The following is a 20072-nucleotide window of genomic DNA, read 5'->3' as shown; positions in this document are numbered from 1 at the left end:
GCGGGCAATGAGCTACAACCACTGCGCCGCAACCACCGCGCGATTCATTGCTCAGACTCGCTTTCCGCTCGCAGACCTTCGACGAACGCTTGCTGAAGGGTCGTGCCGAGCCAGTCGGTTCGCACCGTATATCCGACTGCGCGGCTCGCTTCGGGCAATTCCAGTTCCAGCGCGACCAGCTCGCGTCCAGGGTAGGCATCGTGAATCTGTGCGCGCGAGAGGAGCGTGAGGCAATCGCTTTCCATCAGCATGGCCAGCATCATCGCGAGCGAACTGGTTTCGAGGACTAGCGGCGGCTTGACAGGCAGTTGCGCAAAAATGGAGTCGATCACCGCGCGGCGCGGCACATTGTGCTGCGGCATCACCCAGTCGTGGTCGGCGAGATCGGGGAGTGCGACGCTCTTGCGTCTCGCCAGGCGATGCCCTTTGCGCACGGCCACGACGTACGGGTCGGCGAATAGTTCGATTTCCTGTGCGACGCCGGCAAGACGCGGCTCGCGTAAGCCGCCAATGATGAGGTCGAGCGTTCCGCTGCGCAATTCCCGCAGCAGATGGGCATGCGAGCCTTCCTCGACGGTGACGCGCGCGGCGGGGTAGCGCTCCCTCAACCGTTGAATGGCGCGCGCGACGAGGCGCGGCGGCAGCAGCGGCAACACGCCGATTGCCACCTTCCCTGTGAGTTGACCCCGCGCATACGCCAGCTCCTCTCCCGCTTGCGCGATCTCATGGAGCGCGAGACTCAGGCAGCGCGCGAATTCGATTCCCGCCACGTTCGCCGACACGCTATGCACCCGACGGCGATACAGCGACACGCCGACGTTCTGCTCGATTTGGCGTGCAGCGCGATGCACCGCCGGCTGTGAAATGCCCAGCGACAGCGCCGCCTCTGCCGCAGACCCCGTTTCGGCGATCGCGACGTGACAGCGAATCTGCCCGTCGGTCAGGCGCCGGCAGATTTTGGCCGCCTGCGCCTGTGCCGCCGCTGTCTGACCGAGCAGATTCGTCACGGCGCGCTCCATCTGATCGAGCATGCGGCGCACGCGTCGCTGCAGAATCTGGCCTTCACCCGTTAATTCACTGCCCCCGAATCCGCGTTCGAGCAATCGACTGCCGAAGCTCGCTTCGAGCTTGCTGATGGCGACGCTGACTGCCGGCTGGGTACGCCCGGCAAGGAGCGCCGCCTGTCCGATTCCTCCCGCCTCGCACACCGCGTCGAACAGGAAAAGACGCCTCAAACGTGCCTGATCGTCGTCCTGCGATGCCTTTCCGACAGCCCCCATTATTCCTCCCGGCCGACCTCTCCAAAACCCTCAGCTTAACGTAAATTTATGAGCTGGGCCTCACTTCATATTGAGGTGTTTGACGTGATCGAGATTACATTAACGTTCATTCAAGCAGAACATTTTCAGTCAGGAGCACGTTCATGGCCGTTGTTGTCGACACGCACACTCACGCAATTTCCTCAGATAAACAGAGCTATCCGCTTGCGCCGGTCGGCGGTCACCAGTCCGAGTGGTCGGCGAAGCGCCCCGTCAGCTTCGAAGGGCTGCTTGCATCGCTGGACCAGGCGGGCATCGACCGGGCTGTGGTGGTGCAGGCGTCGACGGTTTACGGCAACGACAATAGTTATGTGGTCGAGGCGGTGCGCAATCACCCGGACCGATTCGTCGGCGTATTTTCGATCGACGTGCTGGCGAACGACGCCGTCTCGCAACTGCAGCGCTGGCTCGACGCAGGACTCTCCGGGCTGCGTCTGTTCACGACCGGCACGACGATGCCGGGGCAGGCGGGCTGGCTCGACGACGAGCGCTCGTTTCCCGTGTGGGAATACGCGCAGCGTCACAACGTGTCGATCTGCCTGCAGATGACCGCACAGGGCATTCCCGCGCTTCTCAACATGCTCGCGCGCTTTCCGGATATCCGGGTGCTGCTCGACCACCTCGCGCGTCCTGACCTGGCCGGTGGTCCTCCGTACGAAGCGGCCGCGCCGTTGTTCAGCCTCGCGTCGCATCAGGGCGTGTTTCTGAAGTTGACGAACCGGACGATTGCCGAAGCGGGCCGGGGCGCTTCCACGCCGGCCGCGTTTTTCCCGCGCGTGCTCGACGCGTTCGGCGCAAACCGGATTGCGTGGGGCTCGAATTTCCCGGCTGCCGAAGGTGCGTTGCCGCAACTGCTGGCCGAAGCCCGCGAAAGCCTTTCGATGCTGCCCGCCGACGCGCAGGAGGCGATCTTCGGCGGCACTGCGTTTGAGGTGTATCCCGCACTGGCCGCCTGAGCCGTCGACTTCGAATGCAACTGGAACACCCGATCATGAGCAATACGACGCAACCTGTGCGACTGAAGACTGCGCTGAAAACCTATCCGCACACGCGAGCACTGAAAGCGGGCGAACTGACCGATCCCGCAGTCGAACTGCTGTTCGAGGAGATCGAACCCATTCACGGTGCGTTCGCACCGATGGCCCGCCGCCAGGCCTACGACGTGAGCGAACTGGCAATCGTCACGTACCTGCAGGCGAAAGCCTACGGCAAACCGCTCGTGCTCTTGCCCGCCGTCGTTGCGGCACGTTTCCAGCAAGGCTGCATCATCTATAACGCGCAGCGCGCCAAACCCGACCTCGGCAATCTCGCTGGCAAGCGCGTCGGCGTGCGAGCTTACACGCAGACCACCGGCATGTGGGTGCGCGCGATTCTCGGTGAGACCTATGGAGTGCCGCTCGAAGAAGTCGACTGGGTGACGATCGAAGGCGGCCATCTGGAAGAGTATGCCGATCCCTCCTTCGTTCGTCGGGCAGCGGGCAAGCAATTATTGCCGATGCTACGCGCGGGTGAAATCGATGCCGCGATTCTCGGCAACGATCTTCCCGACGATCCCGAATTCAAACCGCTGATTGAAAATGCGGCGGCGGCCGATCGCGAGTGGTATGCATTGCATCACTATGTGCCGATCAACCATGTGGTGACGGTCACGAGCGAATTGGTGAATTCGAATCCGCAAGCCGTGCGCGCGGTGTACGACCTGCTGAAACGCGGTAAGGAATCGGTGGCCGCGGACAATGCAGGGAAACCGGATAAGCTGCTGTTCGGGTATGACGCGCTTCGCGGGCCGTTGGAAGAAACTCTGACGTTCTGCGAGCAGCAGGGTCTGTTACCCCGCAAGCTGACCGTCGACGAAATCTTCGCCGACAGTATGGGCGTTCTGGGCGACGCTGCGCGCTAACGCTGCATTCGTCCGTTTTACGATTTTTGAGCGAATCCGAATTCGCCGTAGTCTGTCAAGGAGACACCATGAGCCTGCCCGGCAAATCCGCCGCCGCGAAATCGAGGGAACGTCGCCCGTTCTATCTCGACTTATCTTTCCAGGTGCTGGCTGGCATGGCGATCGGTGTCGCCACGGGTTACTTCTTTCCGAAGTTCGGCATCAACCTGCAGCCCGTTGGCGACGCCTTTATCCGCATCATCCAGATGCTGATTGGCCCGATCATTTTCTGCACCGTTTGCAGCGGCATTGCGGGCGTCAACGACTTCAAGAAGGTTGGCCGTGTCGCGATCAAGGCGCTGCTGTATTTCGAAGTCGTGACGTCGATCGCACTGGTGCTAGGCCTCGTGGTCGTCAATGTGCTGAAGCCCGGCGTTGGTATGAACGTTGACATTCACAGCGTGCATTCCGCGGCAGTGGATACGTACGTCGCCAGCGCGCATCACGTCATCACGACGAGCGAATTTCTGCTGAATGTGATTCCGCACACCGCGATCAGCGCGTTCGCGGGCGGTGATGTGCTTCAGGTGCTGTTCTTCTCGGTGCTGTTCGCGTTCGGTCTCGCGGCAATCGGCGAACGTGCGCAGCCTGCATTGAATCTGATCGAAGCAGTGTCGGGATCGCTGTTCTGGATCATTGGGCTGACGATGAAAATCGCGCCCCTCGCGGCATTCGGCGCGATTGCATTCACGGTCAGTAAATTCGGTTTCGGCACATTGCTCTCGCTCGGCAAGCTGGTGCTCGAGTTCTATTTGACCTGCTTACTGTTTCTTCTGCTGGTTCTGTGGCCGATCGCGAAAGTGAATGGTTTCAGTCTGCTGCGTCTGATGCGGTATATCGGTGCGGAGCTATTGCTCGTGATCGGCACGAGTTCGTCGGAAACCGTATTCCCGCAACTGATCGATAAGCTGGAACGACTTGGTTGCGAGAAATCGGTAGTGGGTCTGGTTCTGCCGACTGCCTACACGTTCAATCACGACGGTACGTGTCTGTATTTTGCTGCAGCGGCAGTGTTCCTCGCTCAGGCGACCAACACGCCGATGACCTGGCACGATCAACTGGTGCTGCTCGCCGTTCTGTTGCTGACGTCGAAGGGCGCAGCAGGCGTTTCGGGTGCCGCCATCGCAGTGCTTGCGGCGACGCTCACAGCGTCGAACACGATACCCGTCGAATCCATTGCGCTGATCCTCGGCATTCACAAGGCGATGTCCAGCGGATTCGTTTTTACCAACATCATCGGCAATAGCGTCGCCACGATCGTGGTGGCGAATTGGGAAAAGGCGCTCGACCGCGTCGCATTACACCGTGAGCTGAAAGCGGGCTTCAAGGCACCTTCATCGTCGCCGGCCCGCCTCAATCAGACGACCAGCGGACACGCAGGCAACTAGCAGCATCTTCTCGCAACGACGGTGGCATCGAAGATCCGATGCCACCGGCCTGAAACGACCGGAACAGGTATCCAGATCGATACGCGTAATTAGTTATACGTATCGTGGGGAGAACTTTGTCCACCGTATCCTGCTTTATAAAAAATATATTGGAGACACTTGATGAAAGCAAAGGTTTGGAAAAGCATTGGCGTCGGGCTCTCGCTTGCTTCTGGCGCAGTTCCCGCATATTCGCAAAGCAGCGTGCAGATCTACGGGACCGCAGACGGTGGCGTCCGTTATCAGACGAATGCGGCAAAGGGCGGCGGCTCAGTGGTGACGATGAACTCGAACGGCTATTACAGTTCGAACAAGCTCGGTTTTCTGGGTAGAGAAGATCTGGGTGACGGCTGGAATGCTCACTTTCGCCTCGAAAGCGGTTTCAACCTCGGCAATGGTCAACTGGATAATACGACGGGCGTTCTGTTCAACCGGCAGTCGTACGTGGGTATTGGGCATGAAAAATACGGGATACTCGATCTCGGACGCCAATACACGATTTCGCACGACATCATCAGCATTTACGATCCGTTCGGCTTTCACTTCACGCCGATCCTCCCGTTGACCACTGCATCTGACGGCACCCGCAACAACAATTCCATCAAGTACAAGAACAACTTCGGGCCGTTGCTGTTCGAAGTGGACAACTCGTTCGGCGGTGTGCCTGGCAATTTCAGCAGTGGAGCAACGCGCTCCGTCGGTATGAGCTACGAAATGGGCCCGGCCGACATCGGCGGGGTGTATGGACACCGCAATATTCTGACCGGCACCGCTTATCTCAGCGACAGCTATTACATGGCTGGCGCGGGCTACAGAATCGGCCCGGTGCGTCTGTCCGGCGGCTTCATGTCCGAAGACCTGCAAAACCCCACTACACCGCATCAGGTGACCAACAACGCGTTCGGCGGTCTGTCGTGGACCATCAGGCCCGATGTGATTTTCAACGGTGGCTATTACCAGACCACCGTGTCGACCGACAAGGCGAGCCGGCGCGGCCTGTCGATCATCTCGCTCGCCTATTTGCTCTCCAAGCGCACCACGCTGTACGGCGAGGTCGATTACACGACGTACAAACATGCAGTTGTCAGCACGCTTAATCCGACCGGTTCGTCAAGCCAGACGGCAGTGACCGTCGGTATCGACGTGCTGTTCTAGCAGACCGGACACCTAGCCAGACGCGCGTGAGCGATGCACGCGCTGAATTTCAGGAGCCAGAATGATCATCGATATCCATGGGCATTACACGACTGCACCCAAAGCGCTGGAGAACTGGCGCAACAGACAGGTCGCCGCGATCGGCCAGCCGTCGCTCAGTCCGAATCCTTCCGAACTGAAGATCAGCGACGACGAACTGCGTGAATCGATCGAGACCAACCAGTTGCGCCTGATGCGCGAGCGCGGGCTCGATCTCACCATCTTCAGTCCGCGTGCGAGTTTCATGGCGCACCATATCGGCGATGTCGAAGTGTCGAGCACATGGGCGGCAATTTGCAATGAGTTGTGCTATCGCGTGAGCCAGCTGTTTCCGCAGCATTTCATTCCTGCCGCCATGCTGCCGCAGAGTCCGGGAGTCGATACCGCGACGTGCATTCCAGAGCTGGTTAAATGCGTCGAGCAGTTCGGCAATGTCGCGATCAATCTGAATCCCGATCCATCGGGCGGCCACTGGACCAGCCCGCCGCTCTCCGACCGCTACTGGTATCCGATCTACGAGAAGATGGTGGAGTACGACCTGCCTGCAATGATTCACGTCAGCACAAGCTGCAATGCGTGTTTCCATACCACCGGCGCGCACTATCTCAATGCGGACACCACAGCTTTCATGCAGTGTCTGACCTCGGACCTGTTCCACGATTTCCCCACGCTGCGCTTCGTGATTCCGCACGGCGGCGGTGCGGTGCCCTATCACTGGGGACGCTTTCGCGGTCTTGCGCAGGAAATGAAAAAGCCGCCGCTGGAAGATCATCTGCTCAATAACATTTTCTTCGACACCTGCGTTTATCACCAGCCCGGCATCAATTTGCTGACGGAAGTCATTCCCGTCGACAACATTCTGTTCGCAAGTGAAATGATCGGCGCCGTGCGCGGCATCGATCCGTACACGCAGCATTATTTCGACGATACGAAGCGCTATATCGAAGCCGCCGACATGCAGCCCGAGCAGCGCTACAAGATTTACGAAGGCAACGCGCGCCGGGTTTATCCACGGCTGGACGCCGCGCTGATTGCACAAGGACGTTGAATATGTACGAACTGGGCGTGGTTTATCGCAACATCTCGCGCGCGGACAGTCGCGTCGCGGAGGCACTCGGCGCACTGGGCAGCGCGACCGTGCACGAGGCAATGGGCCGCACCGGATTGCTCAAGCCGTATATGCGGCCGATCTATTCCGGCGCGATTGCATCGGGCACGGCCGTGACCGTGTTATTGCATCCCGGCGATAACTGGATGCTGCACGTCGCTGCCGAACAGATTCAACCGGGCGACCTCGTGGTCGCCGCCATCACCGCCGATTGCACGGACGGCTATTTCGGCGACCTGCTTGCCACCAGCTTCAAGGCGCGTGGCGCGCGAGGTCTCGTTATCGATGCAGGCGTGCGCGACGTCAGCGTGCTCGCCGACATGAATTTCCCGGTGTGGAGCAAGGCGATTTCGTCGAAGGGGACGATCAAGGCGACCCTCGGTTCGGTCAACGTGCCGGTGGTATGCGCGGGCGCGCTGGTCGTGCCGGGCGATGTCGTCGTCGCGGATCAGGATGGCGTCGTCGTGGTGCCGCAGGCAATGGCGGCGCGAACGCTCGAAAGCGCCAGCGCGCGCGAGGCGAACGAAGGGCAGAAGCGCGCGAGGCTAGCGTCGGGCGTTCTGGGGCTCGACATGTATCAGATGCGTGAGCCGTTGGACAAACTGGGGCTTCGCTATATCGATTGACGACGTCCACGAGTCGACTCACGGCATGCGCCAAGCCCATAAGCCACGCCGCTCAATGAATAATAAAGAGGACATTGGAGACATGACTGGCCGACGTAAGTTTCTCAAAGAGGCGCTCGTCACCGGCACGGCAGCGGTGCTGGCAAAACCGGGCGCGAGCGCTGCGCAGTCTGCCACTGACAAAGCGCCCGACGTCGAGCGTCCGCATCCGGCGCTGATCGCGGCCGAAACCCAGGCGCCGTCGTTGATGGAAGCACCGGCGGCCGACGCGGCGCACATCGGCAACCCCGGTTCGGATTTGATGGTGGACCTGCTGCGAATCGCAGGTATCGACTACGTGGCCGCGATGCCTGGTTCGACCTTTCGCGGCATTCACGAATCGATCGTCAATTACGCGGGCGACGTGCATCCGCAATTGATCGTTTGCACGCACGAGGAGGCGTCTGCCGCGATTGCGCATGGCTATGCCAAGGTCGCGGGCAAGCCGATGGCGTGCCTGGTTCATAGCACAGTGGGTCTGCAACACGCGTCGATGGCGATCTACAACGCGTGGTGCGACCGGGTGCCGATGATGGTGCTGGCAGGCAATATCGCCGACGCAACGAAGCGCCGTCCCGGCGTGGAGTGGTATCACACCGCGCAGGATCTCGGCGCGCTCGTGCGCGACTACACGAAGTGGGACGACTATCCGATGTCGCTTCAGCACTATGCCGAGTCGTTCATGCGCGCATACACGATGTCGGTCACGCCGCCGATGGAGCCGGTGCTGATCGTCGCCGATACCGAATTGCAGGAGCAGCCGATCGCCGATCCGCGCGATATTCGCGTGCCGCCGCTGCGCGTAGCGACGCCGCCGGTTGCCAGCGGCGATGCACTGGCGACCGCAGCCGCCATGCTGTGTGGTGCAAAGACACCTGTCATCGTGGCCGATCGGGCTGTCAGGACGCAGGCGGCGATGGACACGCTGGTCAGGATCGCCGAGTCGCTCAACGCGCCGGTCGTCGATCAGCTCGGGCGCATGAATTTCCCGACCGGTCACTACCTCAATCACACGTCGCGACAAGCGAAGCTGCTCGCGCAGGCGGACGTGATTCTCGCGCTCGAAGTGGGCGACGTCTGGGGATTGACCGGCACCGTGCCCGATACGATCGAGCGCCCGTCGAAACCGCGTGGTCACGGCGATGCCAGGGTCGTCAGTATCTCGACGGCTTATCTGTACGGTAAGTCGAATATGCAGGATTCGGAACGATATTCCGCACCGGCACTTGCTATTGCCGGCGATGCCGAGGCATCGTTGCCCGGCTTGCTTCACGCGGTGCTCGCGGCCATCACACCCGCGCAACGCGAGATCGTTGCCGCACGCGAGCAGCCGATGAAACTCGCGTTCGCGGAAATGCGCAACAACGCGCGCGAAGCCGCGACGCGTGCGTGGGATGCCAGTCCAATCAGTACCGCGCGCTTGTGTCAGGAAGTCTGGAACGTGATCCGTCACGAGGACTGGGCAATGGTGTCGCCGCCCAACCCGATCAGTATGTGGCCGCTGCGGCTGTGGGACTTCACGAAGACTTACCAGTTCATTGGCTCGGGCGGCGGCTATGGAGTGGGTTACGGCGCGCCCGCGGCGGTGGGCGCTGCACTTGCCCATCGCGACGCGGGCCGCATCGCGGTCAATATCCAGACCGACGGCGATCTGATGGTGCTGCCCGGCGCGCTCTGGACGGCGGCCCATCACGCGTTGCCGTTGCTGACGGTGATGCACAACAACCGGGCGTGGCATCAGGAGACCATGCACATCCAGCGCATGGCGAGCCGTCGGGACCGGCATCCCGAAAGAGGGACGATGGGCACGCTGCTTCAGGACCCGCCGATCGACTTTGCCGCGCTGGCGAAAAGCATGGGGATGTGGGCGGAAGGGCCGGTATCGGAACCTGGCGAACTCGGGCCGGCACTCGCGCGGGCGATGTCGCAAGTGAAGAGCGGCAAGCCTGCGCTCGTCGATGTGCTAACTCAACCCAGGTGATGGAGCGGGAAATGAAGGCTCATTCGCGATTGACCGCGCATCTTGTGACACTCGTCGCTGCGGCGTCATGCATCGCATGGTCGAATTCGTCGTATGCGGATGCTGGCGCCGAAATCGACACAGGTCGCGCGCTGTACATGCAGAAGGGCTGCTACGAATGTCACGGCATGGTCGGGCAGGGCAGTATCACGACCGGACCGGCACTCGCACCTCATCCGATACCACTGCCGGCCATGCAGGCCTACGTTCACGACCCGAAGGGGCAGATGCCGGTTTTCAGCCGAAAGATTCTCTCGGACGACGAGATTTCACGTATTCACGCGTACCTCGCGTCGATTCCACCAGGTCCTTCGGCTGACAGTATCGCGTTGTTGAGCAACGGCGCACCGTCGACGCCGGAAGCTGCGATGCCGCCCGAACACGGTGCGGCCATCTACCGTGCAAACTGTGCCGCCTGTCATGGGCAAACCGGCGAGGGTGGAGTCGGGCCGGCATTGACCGGTATGTCGAGCCGTCGTCAGATGGCGGATATCGAAGCGCGTATTCGGGAACCGTCGGGCAGCATCATGCCGAAGCTGTTCCCAAATACGCTTAGCGCGGCGGACGTGCGCGATGTCGCACGATACGTGGCATCGATGAAGAGTGCCGAGTAGGGCGACAGATTGGCTGCCGGAGGACGAACGTCCAGTCGGACTTTTTCGCGCAAAATTTGCCGGATGTTCTATTCGGAGGTTGGTCATTTCCGCGGCGATTCGTGCCCCTCTGAAATGCCTTGTAGCGCCGTTAAAGTTCGTAACGAAAGGGCAATAAATAAGCAATTACCCTATTGGAGGTAACCCTTATACTGGCTTCATTGGTTAAGCAGACGAACGTCTCTTACGCAAACTTCTGGAGCTGAAAAATGACATTGCTGAGCAAAGCTGTTGCCGTCGCGATCATCGCGATTCCCGCGTTCTCGTACGCTCAGTCCACCCCGAACGTCACGCGTGCGCAGGTTCGCACCGAACTCGCGCAACTCGAAAAGGCAGGCTACAACCCGAACGTCGACGAAGAGTATCCGCGCGACGTGCAGCGCGCCGAGGCAATTGTGGCGGCTCAGAAAGGCGATGTCAGCGGCTATGGTTCGGACCTGGCCGGTACGACACAGTCGCGGCAGTAAGCAGCTGGATTTCGTTGACGTAACCTGAAGCACTTCGGGTTACGTGCAACGATCTCGACGATTCAGTCGAGCACACGATATTCAAAGTGGGAGCATAAAATCCAGGCCTGACTGGCTGGATTTAAACGAGGATCGCGCTTGCGATCTCGTGGAGAAATGGTGGCAGGGGAAGAAGGATTCGAACCTTCGAATGCCGGAATCAAAATCCGGTGCCTTAGGCCAACTTGGCGACTCCCCTACGCGAGGACCGAAACTATAACCAAAAAATTGGCAGAAGCCAATCCCTTCGCAAAATTTTTTTCGACACGCCGCTCTTGTGGAATGACGCGCGTGATTTTCAGCGGCGAGTGCCATCGCTACGAAGACGCCCGCCGATCTGAACGAAGCCAGCGAGACGGCAATTGCCGCGTCGCTGGAAAGCCTTAATTACCGTTCGTGCCGTTAAACGTGACCATTTCAATCCAGTTCGCGCCCTTGCCAACCGGATACTGTCCGATTGCCGTGAGCTTGCCGGTCTTGCCGTCGATGCGATAAGCGCTCAGATTCGTCGACAGTTGGCCGACTGCAAGCAGGTACTTGCCCGACGGATCGATATTGAATCCGCGCGGCTGCTTTTCGGTGTCGTACGTAGCAAAGCGCGTCAGCTTGCCCGTTGCTGTGTTCACCTTGTACGCCGACAGCGTGCTCGACGTGCGCTCGGACACGTACAGGAAGCGGCCGTCCGGCGTCAGATGAAGATCGGCGCCCCACGGCGTCGCTGCGCCGAAGTTGGGCGGCAGCACGGAGGCTGTGTCGATCGGCTTGACGGTGTCGTGAGCGGCATCGAAAGCGAGCACGTGCACCTTGCCGTCGAGTTCGTCGATGAGGTACGTGAAGCGATGATCCGGCGAAAACACGAAGTGACGCGGACCCGATTTCGGTGGAAGCGAATAGGCAGGCGCGGCGTCTTCAGTGAGCTGTCCATTCGACGCGTCGAATTTCAGGCGCAGCCACGCGTCCGAACCGAGCACCGACGCGAACACGTAACGGTTGTCGGGAGCAGGGCGGATTGCGTGCGCCATCGGCCCGGTCTTGATGGTCTGCTGCACGTCGCCAACCACACCGTTCGTGCCGATGCTGTTCACCGCCAGCATGTTGCCGCCGTACGACGCGGAAAACAGATAGCGGCCGGTGGCATCGGTCGAGATATACGCCATGCTTTCAGCAAGCGGCGATTTGCCAAGCTCGATCAGGCGGCCGTCGAGCGGATTGACCGCGAAGCTCACCACGCGATACGGCTTCGAGCGCACACCGGCATAAAGCCGCAGATGGTCCGGCGAAAACGCCATCGGCATCACCGTTCCGCCGACGTTCACGGTTTCCACCGGCGCAAGCGAGCCGTTCGACTCGTCGACGCTGAACACCGAAATATCCTGGCTATCCGCGTTCGACACGTACGCGTACGTCGCGGCCTGTGAGGCGCCGGTAATCGAAACACCGGCACACAGCATTGCGATTGCGCCCACCACGCGTTTAACGTTCATATTCATTTCTCCGTTTATCGATAGTTCTATTTCTCTCGTGTCCAGATTCCAGGCGGACTCTGGACAATAAGACTGTCGGCCGTCGCACCTGTCAGTGCGTAGCGAGCCGGAATGCCGAGACGGCGTGCGTCATCGACTGAGCCTGCTCTTCGAGTGCGCTTGCCGCCGCGGCGGCTTCCTCGACGAGCGCGGCATTCTGTTGCGTGACCTGATCCATCTGCGTGACGGCCTGGCCGACCTGTTCGATGCCCGCGCTCTGCTCGATGGTCGCGGCCTTGATTTCATTCATCAGCGTGGCGACGCCGCGCACCGCGTGGACGATCTGCTTCATCGACTCGCCGGCCTGCGTGACCAGGCTGCTGCCGTTCGCCACGTCCTCGACCGATGCACCGATCAGCGTCTTGATCTCGCGGGCGGCCTCCGCGCTGCGCAGCGACAGGCTGCGAACTTCGTTCGCGACCACGGCGAAACCGCGTCCCTGTTCGCCCGCGCGCGCCGATTCGACCGCCGCGTTCAACGCGAGAATATTGGTCTGGAACGCAATACTGTCGATCATCCCCGTGATCTCGGAGATCTTGCGCGAGCTTTGGGTGATCGTGTTCATGGTCTGGATGGCTCGCTCGACGACCGTGCCGCCGCCCTCGGCGACGTCGGCTGCGTCGGTCGCCTGGCGGCTGGCCTGCTGCGCGTTGTCCGCGTTCTGTTTAACGGTGGAGGTCAACTGCTCCATGCTGGCCGCCGTCTCTTCCAACGCGGCGGATTGCTGTTCCGTGCGGCTGGACAGATCGAGATTGCCTGCCGCGATTTCACGCGCGCCGCCGTGAATCGCTTCGCAACTGTTGCGCACGTTCGCCACTGTCTGCGACAAACCGCGCTGCATCCGCTGCATGGCCGCGAAAAGCTGGCCGATTTCGTTGGCGCTCGCGGCGGGAATGCGCGCGGTCAGGTCGTTCGCTGCGATCTGGTCGAGCAGGTTGGTCGCCTCGCTCAGCGGCGCGGTCACAATCCGCTTCAACGCGAAGTGCGACGCGACGATGAGCGCGAGAGCGGCGCATACACCGACAACGACGAGACTGATGACCCACGAATACTCCTGATCGTCCTGGGTAATCGCGTCGTTGGACAACGAACTGGCCAGGCTCTGGAATTTCTCGACGCTCGCTGAATACGCCGCGCCGTTCGCGGTAATTTCGCGGTCGTTGATCGCCGCGTACGCGTTGGTGTCGCCGGCACGCAGCGCGTCGGCGGCCTTTTTCAGCGTTTGTGCGAGTTGGGTCGACGAGTCGATCAACTGCTGCTTTAGCGTGTCGTCGATGCCTTTGAACGCAGCGGCATTCTGGAATGCGGTGGTTTCAGCGGCCGCACGATTGATGGTCGTCCCGGCGCTCTTCAACGCGGAGTCGCGGGTCGCTTCGTCGTTGCGCTCCTTGAGCGCGGAGTAAGCGCGAGTCAACGCGGCGCGGCTGCGGGTGGAATCCTTGTAGCCGTCGTTGACGAGGATTTCTTGAGTCGCGATCTGATGGACGCGATTCAGATTCTCGTTCGCTCGACTGAGCGCGGCGATGCCGACCGCACCTCCGAGCAGAATCATCACGGCAAAGATCAGGAAAACTGCGAGGAGACTGGTTCGAACCGAGACGTTTCTCATGCCGCTTTGAATCCGGGAGTTGTACGATGACTACTTTAACGGCAGATTACACGAACTCTTTAAGAATAGATTTGCTGAAGATCGCTGCAATCAGGGCGATCGCAACCATCTTTCGGGTCAAATGAGCCTGTTGCCGAACGGTTACGCAACAGACTCATCTGACCTCTGCGTTGACGGCTTATTTGGCCGCCAGCTTGCGCGCCTTGGCGGCGTCGCTCGCAGTCACGGCCGGCGCATGATTCGACCACCCGCTGCGCACGAACGTGGCGAGTTGCGCGACTTCATCGTCGTTCAGGCGATACGCGAAGCCCGGCATAGGCAGCACTGAAGGCGCCTTCGCCGTCGAAGGCGTTTGCGCGCCCGCGAGAATGACGTGCAGCAGGCCCGCCGGGTCCTTCGCATTGACGACCGTCGCGCCGTCCAGATGCGGGAACACGCGCGGCGCTCCCTTGCCGTTCACGAAGTGACACGCGGCGCAGTTGTCGACGTAAAGACGCTCGCCCAAGGTCAATTCGCGGGCCGCCGTCAGTTTCGCCGTCGTCGCATCGGTCGCGGACGCGGACGTGGCCACCGGCTCCGCGTGCGCGGTCGCAGACGCGGGCAACGACTTCAGATACGCGGCAATCGCATTCACGTCGCTGTCCGTCATATGCGACGTGCTGTTGTAGACGACCGAGGTCATCTCGCCCGCGACGGCCGCCTTGCTGTTGCGTCCGGTCTGCAGATAGTCGACGACATCCTGCTGGGTCCAGTGGGCCATCCCGCGCAGTGACGGCACGGTCCAGCCGTTCAGATCGCCGCCCGCGAGAAAGCTCGCGTCCGAGCCGTCGAAGGCCTTCTCGTTCATCGCGACGCCGCGCGGCGTATGGCAACTGCCGCAATGCCCCAGGCTTTCGACGAGGTACGCGCCGCGGCGAACCTGTTCGGTCGCGCCGTCGGGCGCGGCAAACGGCTTGTTCGGCGTGAACGCGAAGTTCCACAGCGCCATGCCCCAGCGCAGGTTGAACGGGAGGCTCAGGCTGGTGACCGGCGCCGCTTCGTCGACCGGCGCGACACCCTTCATGAAGTACGTGTACAGAGCATGGACGTCCGCGTCCGAGATCTTCACGTAATCCGGGTAGGGCATGGCAGGGTAGAGTCGCGCGCCGTCGGAGCGGACGCCTTTGCGGATCGCGTCGGCGAATTGCTGCTCGGTGTAGTTGCCGATGCCGCTACGCTGACTCGGCGTGATGTTCGTCGAGTAGATCGTGCCGAGTCCGCTTACGATCGGAAGGCCGCCCGCGAACGGCTTCTTTCCTGCCGCGCTGTGACATGCCATGCAATCGCCGGCGCGGGCCAGATACTCGCCGTGCTTGATCAACGCGGCGTCCTGTTCCGCGGACTGCGCGAACGCGGATGTCGGTGCGAGCGTCGCGCCTGCCGTGACCAGCAGTGCCGAGCTCAGAAGAGCTTTGAGTGTTTTGATTGCCGTCATGCTTGCACCAGCGGGCCGGGATTCTTGAGGTACTGCTCCTTGATCGCGCGAGCCGCAAAAATGGTAATTGCGCCGATCGTCGCCGTCGGGTTCGCCTGGAAGTTCTGCGGGAACGCGTTGCCGCCCGGCACGAAGACGTTGTGCACGTCCCAGCTTTGCAGGTACTTGTTCAGCGCGCTGGTTTCCGGCGAGTCGCCCATCACCGCGCCGCCGACGTTGTGCGTCGACACATACTTCGTGATGTCCCAGTGCGAATCGAGCGACAGGAAGCTCTCCGAGTAGCTGTCCGGATTCAGTTCCTTCGTGACGTCGAGCACGATCTTGCGCAGATGCTGCTGCAATTTCAGTTCGTTCTGTTTCCAGTCGAACGTGATGCGCAGCAGCGGCTGGCCCCACGGGTCTTTATAGGTCGGGTCGAGGTCGACGTAATGATCGCGATACGACATGCAGCTCGTGGTGATGCTGATCCGCATCGAGTGGCCGTACCAGTCCTGCATGCCTTCTTTCCAGCCCTTGCCCCAGGCGGGCGTGCCGTGCGGAAGCGCTGTGCCGATCGGCGCGCCCGACGATTGCGCGCTCTGGATCTTCGCTCCGCCGATCACGCCAAGGCTCGGGCCGTCGAAGTTGCCCGGCGAGATGTCGTTAAAGAGACGCCCGGTCGCGCCGGCCGTCGCAAACGGATTAAAGTTCTTGTCCTTGAAGAACAGCGTCGCGCCGCCGTTGCTGAGAAACGCATAGTTGCGGCCGACCACGCCCTTGCCACTAACCGGGTCGTACGGCTTGCCGATGCCCGACAGCAGCATCAGGCGTACGTTGACGAACTGGAAGCCCGCCAGCACGACGATTTTCGCCGGCTGGAACACTTCGTTGCCGTGCTCGTCGGCATAGGTGACGCCCTTCGCCGTTTTGCCGTCCGCGTGCATATCGACACGCAGCACGTTCGCCTTCACGCGGTAGTCGAAGTTGTCCATCCGCTTCAGCGCGTCGAGCACGGCCGTTTGCGGCGATGCCTTCGAGAAGTTCAGGCACGGATACTTGCTGCAATAGCCGCAGTAGTTGCACGGCGCGATCTGGTTGCCGTACGGATTCGTCCAGGCGCGCGACACGTTCGCCGACGGGTTCGGGAACGGGTGATAGCCGAGCTTGCGCGCGGCGGCGTCGAACATCGACGTATTGAGCGTGTCTTCGAGCGGCGGCAGCGGGTGCGGATTCGAGCGCGGTCCCTCGAAAGGATCGCCGCCTTCCTGGATTTTGCCGCGCAGGTTGCCGGTAGTGCCCGACAGGCCGCAGACCTTTTCGAAGAAGTCGTAGTACGGCTCCATTTCGTCCCAGGTGAACGGGAAGTCCTGCACCTGCATGCCCGCTTCGAGTTGACCCGGCTTGTACGCCTGGTCGGCGTAGGTCTTGAGCTTGAGGTCGGTCGGGGTCGGGCGGATCAGCACGCCGGTCCAGTGAAGCCCCGATCCGCCGACGCCGGTGCCGGGCACGAACGCGCCCCACTTGCGGGTGGGCAGCGCGGTGTCGCTGGCCGAGTGGCGCACGGTCAGCGCGCCGTCGCGCGGCGTGACCATGATCTTGTTGCGTACGCCGTACGCGTACTGGTCGGCGGGCTTCGGATAGGCGAAGTCGGCGTTGCTGCGATCTTCGCCGCGTTCGAGCGCGCGCACCTTCAGGCCCGCCTGAGCCAACTCGATGCTCATCAGCGAACCGGCCCAGCCGAGACCGACGACGACGACGTCGACTGCGTCATTGGTGATTTTTGCCACGATGTACCTTGTTGAAGCTGGTGAAGTCCGTTGCCGGCTTACGCGCGCATGCCCGTCAGGCTGACGGGGCCGAGCGGATACTTGACGTTGTGCTGCGTGACCCATTCGAGGTAGCTTGCACGCGCGCCCGGAAAGCCGATGGCGATCCACGCTTTCATGCCTTTGTTGCCGCCGTAAATCGGGTCCGACAGATAGCCGTTCTTCGTATCGGACAGCAACTCCGCGAAGAACTGGCTGGCTTTCAACGCGTCTTCGCCGAGGTTCGCGAAGTTGACCTCGTTGCTTTGCAGCGAGCCGAGCGCGGCGTCCTTGCCGGCGGTGTCGAGATCGCTGAAGCGCTTGCCGTGCTGGCGCATGCACCATGCGTCCGTGGCCTTGATGCCACGCTGGAAAATCTGCTGCGGCGTGTACGGCAACTGGTAGCCGAGCGTCGCGGGTGCGTGGACGTCGAACGGACCTTGCAGATATACGTCGTGGCCCAACTCGCCGCGCAATTGCTGGTCGAGAAACACCGGGACGTTGGTTTCGAGTGCGCCGGGCCCGCGGCCGTCAGCGGGAATCAACCGGTCGCACGCGGCGAGGATGAATGACCACTCGTTGGCGGAGAAGAATTCGGGCGTGTAGCGGGCGAGATCGGGGGCCGCCATTTCGGCAGCCTCGGGGGCGCTGAGCGTGTGGACGGCGATGCCCAGGGCGGGAAGGCCGACCAACGCCGACAGCAAAAATTTTCGCCTGGAGGCGCTGGTTACCATCGACATAGTGAGGAATGCTCGTGGAGACAGAAACAATGCAGGGACGCACTGAAATGCAAAATTCGCTGTGCGCTGCGCACCGCAAAAAGGGCGGCGCGAGCGACATCGAGTGCTGTTTGGTGTGTCAGGCGATTCAGAAGCAAAGGGACAGTCAATCGCTGCGCTGAAACAGACTGCGTCGCAGCAGAAGCGGGCTTGCGAACAACGTGGGTACTGCGAGGTTGGTCGTCAGCCGCCGATCTTCACGGGGCGCTCAGTCCTGATTTGCTTAGCTGGACCACCTGGCCGCCTCAGCTTTCGGACCGCATTATATACGGGTTTCTACTATATGGTCAGTCATCGTATAAATGCGACGTTTATAACGATGAATGCGCGAAAGCAGCCAGTTCTTTATTGAAAAGGCTGCCGTTTTTATTTGATCGTGATATGAGATGTCGTACATCATTCGCTGTCAAACGCGCGCTTTAAATCTCCTTCAACAGCGTATCGGCGACCCGAATGCTGAGCGCCGCGCCCGTCAACGTGGGGTTGACGCAGCCCACGGCGGGCATGACGCTGCATCCGGCAATGAACAGATTCTGGTGATCGTGCGCGCGGCAATCGGCATCGACCACCGAGTTTCGCGGATCGCTACCCATGATCGTCGTGCCCATGATGTGCTGACGGTTCTGGTGATTCACATCGGTAGCGGTCACGTCCGCGTTCAGATAGCTCGCCATCCGCTGCAAATCCTTGACCGCGAAATCCCGCCCGGCATTCCAGTAATCGTCGACGCTGTAGTAGATGGACGGCACCGGCAAGCCCAGCGCATCGGTCTTGGTCTTGCTGGGTGTCACGCGATTCTGCGGCAGCGGCAACATTTCGAAGTCGACCGCCCAGTTCATGTCGCGCGCGGAATGCAGGCGGATCTGTTCGTCGAGCTTGCTGCCCAGCACACCTTTTGCAATCAGCTTCGACGTGAGTTGCGCGGTCGGGACGGTATTGCGCACCTTGGTTTTATAGCTGGGGAAGTCCTTGCGGAACGCGCCGTCGCGATAGTTCATGTAGATCAGCAATTCGGTCGGCCCCTGACCAGGCCACATGTCTTCGCGCGCGAGCATGCTCATGCTGATGCCGGTGTTGTCCATCAGGTTGCGGCCAACCATATCGGACGAGTTCGCGACGCCGTTCGGATAATCGGCGGACGTGGACATCAGCAGCAGCTTCGGCGACTCGATCGCATGCGCGGCCAGCACGAAATAGCGCGCGGTCAGCCGGTGTGACGTGCCGTCCGGCTGCTTGTACAGAATCGCGCTGATCTTCTTATCGGCGCCGACCTCGATGTGATAAACCACCGAGCTTTCGAGCACTTTCGCGCCGTGTTTTTCGGCGTCGTCGATATGCATCGAGCCGTCGTACTTCGCGCCGATCGGGCACACCGGGTTGCAATTGTTGTTGCCCGCGCAAACCGGCCGGTTGCCGTAAGGACGGGTGGCGCGGCCATTCGGCTCGCTGATCGGATGGTAGCCGCCCGCGCCGAGCAATTCGGTCGCCCGGTTGAAGAAGTAGCTGTTCGGCAGACCCTTCATCGGATACGGCTTGCTGCGCGGCGGGAAGGGTGCGCCGCCGTTGCCGCCCTGGTCCTCATCGTCGACGCCGCTGACGCCCAGCGCGTATTCCGCGCGGCTGTAGTACGGCTCGAGTTCGTCGTAGGTGAAAGGCCAGTCGCGGCCTCGACCGTAGAGCGTCTGGAGTTTGAAATCGTTCGGGATCATGCGCCACAGCGCCGAGCCGAAGTGCCAGGTCGTACCGCCGACAACCCGCAGATACGCGGTTTTATACGGCACCGGGCCGGTCTGCTGCAGATAGTCGCCATACGTGGACGGCGCATAAGGCATGCTCGGAAAAGGCGATCCGCCGCCTTGCAGCTTCATGTTCGCGAGCGACAGTTTGACCGGCGCATTGCGGAAGGTCTCGACGACATCCGCGCGTTTCACACGCGGGCCCGCCTCCAGAACGATGACCGATTTTCCTTCGCGGGCCAGCGAGCTCGCGACGAGTCCACCCATCACTCCCGATCCGATCACGATCACGTCTGCGTCGAAATTGCTCATTACTGTCTTTCTCGTTTGATTGCG

Annotated in this window: 16 protein-coding genes and 1 tRNA gene; 9 read left to right on the top strand and 8 right to left on the bottom strand. The window is 61.1% G+C overall.

The features are described from left to right. Window positions 1-44: 44 nt before the first annotated feature. Window positions 45-1280 carry a LysR family transcriptional regulator gene (locus BLS41_RS31050; RefSeq protein ID WP_074771530.1) on the bottom strand — a complete coding sequence of 412 codons (1236 nt, stop codon included), beginning with the start codon at window positions 1278-1280 and terminating at the stop codon, window positions 45-47. Window positions 1281-1423: 143 nt separating this feature from the next. On the opposite strand from BLS41_RS31050, the gene BLS41_RS31045 reads away from it, so the two are divergent. The 9 genes from BLS41_RS31045 to BLS41_RS31005 all read left to right on the top strand — a co-directional run bounded on the left by BLS41_RS31045 (window position 1424) and on the right by BLS41_RS31005 (window position 10792). Beyond that, window positions 1424-2275 (top strand): amidohydrolase family protein, encoded by an 852-nt coding sequence (locus BLS41_RS31045; RefSeq protein WP_074771529.1) that lies wholly within the window; start codon window positions 1424-1426, stop codon window positions 2273-2275. A 14-nt stretch (window positions 2276-2289) separates the two neighbouring features. Further along, on the top strand, window positions 2290-3219 hold the full coding sequence (locus BLS41_RS31040; protein WP_253189845.1) for a substrate-binding domain-containing protein: 930 nt from the start codon (window positions 2290-2292) through the stop codon (window positions 3217-3219). 68 nt (window positions 3220-3287) lie between these two features. Continuing rightward, the gene (gene dctA / locus BLS41_RS31035) at window positions 3288-4646 is read left to right on the top strand and encodes a C4-dicarboxylate transporter DctA (RefSeq protein WP_074771527.1); all 1359 of its coding nucleotides are present in this window, start codon (window positions 3288-3290) and stop codon (window positions 4644-4646) included. 162 nt (window positions 4647-4808) lie between these two features. After that, window positions 4809-5840 carry a porin gene (locus BLS41_RS31030; protein WP_074771526.1) on the top strand — a complete coding sequence of 344 codons (1032 nt, stop codon included), beginning with the start codon at window positions 4809-4811 and terminating at the stop codon, window positions 5838-5840. Window positions 5841-5901: 61 nt separating this feature from the next. Further along, entirely contained in the window at window positions 5902-6927 is a 1026-nt protein-coding gene (locus BLS41_RS31025; RefSeq protein ID WP_074771525.1) for an amidohydrolase family protein, read from the top strand. A gap of 2 nt (window positions 6928-6929) precedes the next feature. After that, entirely contained in the window at window positions 6930-7613 is a 684-nt protein-coding gene (gene ligK, locus BLS41_RS31020) for a 4-carboxy-4-hydroxy-2-oxoadipate aldolase/oxaloacetate decarboxylase (RefSeq protein WP_074771524.1), read from the top strand. 82 nt (window positions 7614-7695) lie between these two features. Then, a complete protein-coding gene (locus BLS41_RS31015) occupies window positions 7696-9633 on the top strand; it encodes a thiamine pyrophosphate-binding protein (RefSeq protein WP_074771523.1) in 1938 nt (645 codons plus the stop codon). Window positions 9634-9644: 11 nt separating this feature from the next. Further along, window positions 9645-10286: a c-type cytochrome gene (locus tag BLS41_RS31010; protein ID WP_074771522.1), complete on the top strand. Its 642-nt coding sequence runs from the start codon at window positions 9645-9647 to the stop codon at window positions 10284-10286. Between the two features lie 248 nt (window positions 10287-10534). Then, entirely contained in the window at window positions 10535-10792 is a 258-nt protein-coding gene (locus tag BLS41_RS31005) for a DUF4148 domain-containing protein (RefSeq protein WP_074771521.1), read from the top strand. 160 nt (window positions 10793-10952) lie between these two features. Here BLS41_RS31005 and BLS41_RS31000 read toward each other — a convergent pair. From BLS41_RS31000 to BLS41_RS30970, 7 genes are all read right to left on the bottom strand, one after another. Next, window positions 10953-11030, bottom strand: a tRNA-Gln gene (locus BLS41_RS31000). 184 nt (window positions 11031-11214) lie between these two features. Then, window positions 11215-12321, bottom strand: a complete 1107-nt coding sequence (locus BLS41_RS30995) for a lactonase family protein (RefSeq protein WP_436972045.1) — start codon at window positions 12319-12321, stop codon at window positions 11215-11217. An 85-nt stretch (window positions 12322-12406) separates the two neighbouring features. Beyond that, window positions 12407-13963 (bottom strand): methyl-accepting chemotaxis protein, encoded by a 1557-nt coding sequence (locus BLS41_RS30990; protein WP_074771520.1) that lies wholly within the window; start codon window positions 13961-13963, stop codon window positions 12407-12409. Between the two features lie 178 nt (window positions 13964-14141). After that, window positions 14142-15437, bottom strand: coding sequence for a cytochrome c (locus BLS41_RS30985; protein WP_074771519.1), 1296 nt, complete (start codon window positions 15435-15437; stop codon window positions 14142-14144). After that, a complete protein-coding gene (locus BLS41_RS30980) occupies window positions 15434-17203 on the bottom strand; it encodes a GMC family oxidoreductase (RefSeq protein WP_074771518.1) in 1770 nt (589 codons plus the stop codon). Before BLS41_RS30980 ends, BLS41_RS30985 begins: the two co-directional genes overlap by 4 nt. A 38-nt stretch (window positions 17204-17241) precedes the next feature. Next, entirely contained in the window at window positions 17242-17961 is a 720-nt protein-coding gene (locus tag BLS41_RS30975; protein WP_074771517.1) for a gluconate 2-dehydrogenase subunit 3 family protein, read from the bottom strand. Window positions 17962-18419: 458 nt separating this feature from the next. Then, entirely contained in the window at window positions 18420-20048 is a 1629-nt protein-coding gene (locus BLS41_RS30970; RefSeq protein WP_074771516.1) for a GMC family oxidoreductase, read from the bottom strand. Between the last annotated feature and the right edge of the window lie 24 nt (window positions 20049-20072).

Source organism: Paraburkholderia fungorum (assembly GCF_900099835.1).
Classification (GTDB): domain Bacteria; phylum Pseudomonadota; class Gammaproteobacteria; order Burkholderiales; family Burkholderiaceae; genus Paraburkholderia; species Paraburkholderia fungorum_A.
The sequence above is the reverse complement of the archived record's forward strand: the minus strand, read 5'-3'. Positions and strand labels throughout refer to the sequence as shown.

Coding starts and splice junctions, on each gene's coding strand:
- BLS41_RS30985 (WP_074771519.1), bottom strand. CDS start 15,437: ATGACGGCAATCAAAACACTCAAAGCTCTTCTGAGCTCGGCACTGCTG.
- BLS41_RS31010 (WP_074771522.1), top strand. CDS start 9,645: ATGAAGGCTCATTCGCGATTGACCGCGCATCTTGTGACACTCGTCGCT.
- BLS41_RS31045 (WP_074771529.1), top strand. CDS start 1,424: ATGGCCGTTGTTGTCGACACGCACACTCACGCAATTTCCTCAGATAAA.
- BLS41_RS30995 (WP_436972045.1), bottom strand. CDS start 12,321: ATGAATATGAACGTTAAACGCGTGGTGGGCGCAATCGCAATGCTGTGT.
- BLS41_RS31040 (WP_253189845.1), top strand. CDS start 2,290: ATGCAACTGGAACACCCGATCATGAGCAATACGACGCAACCTGTGCGA.
- BLS41_RS31015 (WP_074771523.1), top strand. CDS start 7,696: ATGACTGGCCGACGTAAGTTTCTCAAAGAGGCGCTCGTCACCGGCACG.
- BLS41_RS31030 (WP_074771526.1), top strand. CDS start 4,809: ATGAAAGCAAAGGTTTGGAAAAGCATTGGCGTCGGGCTCTCGCTTGCT.
- BLS41_RS30975 (WP_074771517.1), bottom strand. CDS start 17,961: ATGTCGATGGTAACCAGCGCCTCCAGGCGAAAATTTTTGCTGTCGGCG.
- ligK (WP_074771524.1), top strand. CDS start 6,930: ATGTACGAACTGGGCGTGGTTTATCGCAACATCTCGCGCGCGGACAGT.
- BLS41_RS31025 (WP_074771525.1), top strand. CDS start 5,902: ATGATCATCGATATCCATGGGCATTACACGACTGCACCCAAAGCGCTG.
- dctA (WP_074771527.1), top strand. CDS start 3,288: ATGAGCCTGCCCGGCAAATCCGCCGCCGCGAAATCGAGGGAACGTCGC.
- BLS41_RS31050 (WP_074771530.1), bottom strand. CDS start 1,280: ATGGGGGCTGTCGGAAAGGCATCGCAGGACGACGATCAGGCACGTTTG.
- BLS41_RS31005 (WP_074771521.1), top strand. CDS start 10,535: ATGACATTGCTGAGCAAAGCTGTTGCCGTCGCGATCATCGCGATTCCC.
- BLS41_RS30990 (WP_074771520.1), bottom strand. CDS start 13,963: ATGAGAAACGTCTCGGTTCGAACCAGTCTCCTCGCAGTTTTCCTGATC.
- BLS41_RS30970 (WP_074771516.1), bottom strand. CDS start 20,048: ATGAGCAATTTCGACGCAGACGTGATCGTGATCGGATCGGGAGTGATG.